This is a genomic window from Cellulomonas septica, from assembly GCF_012396155.1.
GTDB classification, from domain to species: Bacteria; Actinomycetota; Actinomycetes; order Actinomycetales; family Cellulomonadaceae; genus Cellulomonas; species Cellulomonas septica.
Map to the genome: position 1 here is coordinate 1 of NZ_JAAXOY010000564.1, position 2379 is coordinate 2379.

Annotated in this window: 3 protein-coding genes; 1 reads left to right on the forward strand and 2 read right to left on the reverse strand. The window is 74.4% G+C overall.

Features of this window, described 5'->3' with window-relative positions; all coding sequences use genetic code 11:
- Positions 1-817 (reverse strand): ABC transporter ATP-binding protein (locus tag HGA02_RS16595; RefSeq protein ID WP_343035551.1); only part of this gene is annotated, 817 nt, incomplete at its 3' end.
- A gap of 52 nt (positions 818-869) precedes the next feature.
- Positions 870-1421 (reverse strand): DUF1697 domain-containing protein, encoded by a 552-nt coding sequence (locus HGA02_RS16600; RefSeq protein ID WP_168680231.1) that lies wholly within the window; start codon positions 1419-1421, stop codon positions 870-872.
- 164 nt (positions 1422-1585) lie between these two features.
- Between HGA02_RS16600 and HGA02_RS16605 the strand changes: the two genes are divergently transcribed.
- On the forward strand, positions 1586-2379 hold a 794-nt coding region (locus HGA02_RS16605), incomplete at its 3' end, for an NAD(P)/FAD-dependent oxidoreductase (protein WP_168680232.1).

The window sequence follows — 2379 nt, forward strand, 5'->3', positions numbered from 1 at the left end:
CGCGCAGCAGCTGCTGGTCGACGTCGTCCGGTGCGCCGGTGACGGCCTCGACGACGACGCGCCCGTCGTGCGCGCCGTCGGACAGCCGTGCGGTCGGCACCGTGGGCAGCCACTCGGCGGCCGGTGGCCCGTCGACGACCCACCGCCGGTCGCCGGTGCTGCGCAGCTCGTCGATCCCGCCGACGGCGACCATCGACCCGGCGCGGACGATCCCCACGCGGTCGGAGAGGCGCTCGACGAGCTCGAGCTGGTGCGACGAGAAGATCACGGGCACCCCGGCCGCCGCCTGCTCGCGCAGCACGGTGCTCATGACGTCGACGGCGACCGGGTCGAGGCCGGAGAAGGGCTCGTCGAGCACGAGGATCTCGGGGCGGTGCACGAGCGCGGCGGCGAGCTGTACGCGCTGCTGGTTGCCGAGCGACAGCTTGAGCACCTCGTCGTCGCGGCGCGCAGCGACGCCCAGCACCTCGGTCCAGTGCTCCATCGACGCGCGCGCCGCGGCGGGGTCGAGGCCGTGCAGCCGCGCGAGGTAGACGAGCTGCTCGCCGACCTTCATGCGCGGGTACAGCCCGCGTTCCTCGGGCATGTACCCGATGCGCCGCCGGACGGCGTGGTCGACGGGCCGGCCGTCCCACGTCACGGTGCCGGAGTCGGCGGCGAGAACGCCGACCGCGATCCGCATCGTCGTGGACTTGCCGGCGCCGTTGGACCCGACGAACCCGAAGATCTCGCCGGCGCGCACGTCGAACGTCATGCCCCGCAGGGCCTGGACGTCGCCGTACGCCTTGGTCAGCGCGTCGAACGCGAGGGTGGCCACGCACCGATCCAAGCAGAGCGTCCGCCGCGGTCCCTCCGTCTTCGGGTGGAGATCAGCCGTCCCGCTCGTGCGCGAGCCGCTGCAATGCGAGGACCGTGTTCCAGTTGCGAGCGGTCCCGACGCGGCCGGCGGCGCGCGACAGCACGTCGATCGTCAGCTTCGAGCGCCCCTGCCCGTGCGGGTAGTAGGCGTACGTCTCGCGGCCGTGCCACACGACGACCTCGTCGCCGTACCGCGACGCGTCGAACTCGCGGACCGAGGCCACGTCGGGCACGTCGTCCCAGCACACGACGGCGAGGTGCGACGGGTCCTCGCGCGCCTGCGCGGGGAAGGGCAGCACGCCGACGAGGCGGTCCCACTCGGCGGTCGTGCGCGCGACGACGGGCACGTCGAACCCGAGCTCGTCGGCCAGCGCGTGCGACAGCCCGGCCGCGACGTCGGACGCCGACTGTCTGCCGGCGGGGACCAGAACGACGTTCCCGCTGTTCACGTACGTGGCGACCTGCTCGTGGCCCAGGCCCTCGGCGACGGCCTTCAGCTGGGCGGCCTTCACGGTCCGCCCCCCGACGTTGACGGCCCGCAGCAGGGCGATGACGGCGCTCATGCCGCACAGCCTGGCACCGACGTCCGACGCCGGCCGGGCTCACACGGCCGCCACGTCCCGAGTGAGAGAACCGTTCCGCCGAGGTAACGCGCGCGCACCCGTGGACGAAACACGCGGTTCCTACCGTCGGAGCACGCCCTCGTCCCTACCCGACGGAGCCCCCCATGAACTCACGTCACCTCGTCGTCGTCGGCGGCGGCATGGTCGCCCAGCGGCTCGTCGAGGCGCTGCGCGACCGCGACACCGCGGGCGCCTGGCGCATCACGGTCCTCGCGGAGGAGCCGCGCCGCCCGTACGACCGCGTCGCGCTCACGAGCTACTTCTCGGGTCGCAAGCCCGAGGAGCTCGAGCTCGGCGACCCCGCGCTGTGGGACGACCCGCTCGTCACGCTGGTCCGCGACGACGCCGTGACGGCGATCGACCGGGCGTCGCGCACGGTGACGGCCGCGTCGGGCCGCACGTACGTCTACGACCACCTGGTGCTCGCGACGGGCTCGTACGCGTGGGTGCCGCCGACCGAGGGCGCGGACCTGCCGGGCGTGTTCGTCTACCGCACGGTCGACGACGTCGCGGCGCTGCGCGGGTACGTCGAGAAGCTCCAGCAGGACCTGGTCCGCCCGGTGCGCGGCGCGGTGCTGGGCGGCGGCCTGCTCGGCCTCGAGGCGGCCGGCGCGCTGCACGCGCTCGGTGCCCAGGCGACGGTGCTGCAGGTCGGGTCGCACCTCATGGACACGCAGCTCGACCTGGGCGGCGGCGAGGCGCTGCGGCGGCTCATCAACACGATCGGCGTCGGCGTCCGGGTCAACGCGATGACGGTGAAGATCCGCCCGCACCGGCGCGGCGGCGTGGGACGCCTCGACCTCGCGGACGGCGGTCGGGTCGACGCCGACGTCGTGGTCGTGGCCGCGGGTGTGCGGCCGCGCGACGAGCTCGCCCGCGCGGCGGGCCTCGAGAGATC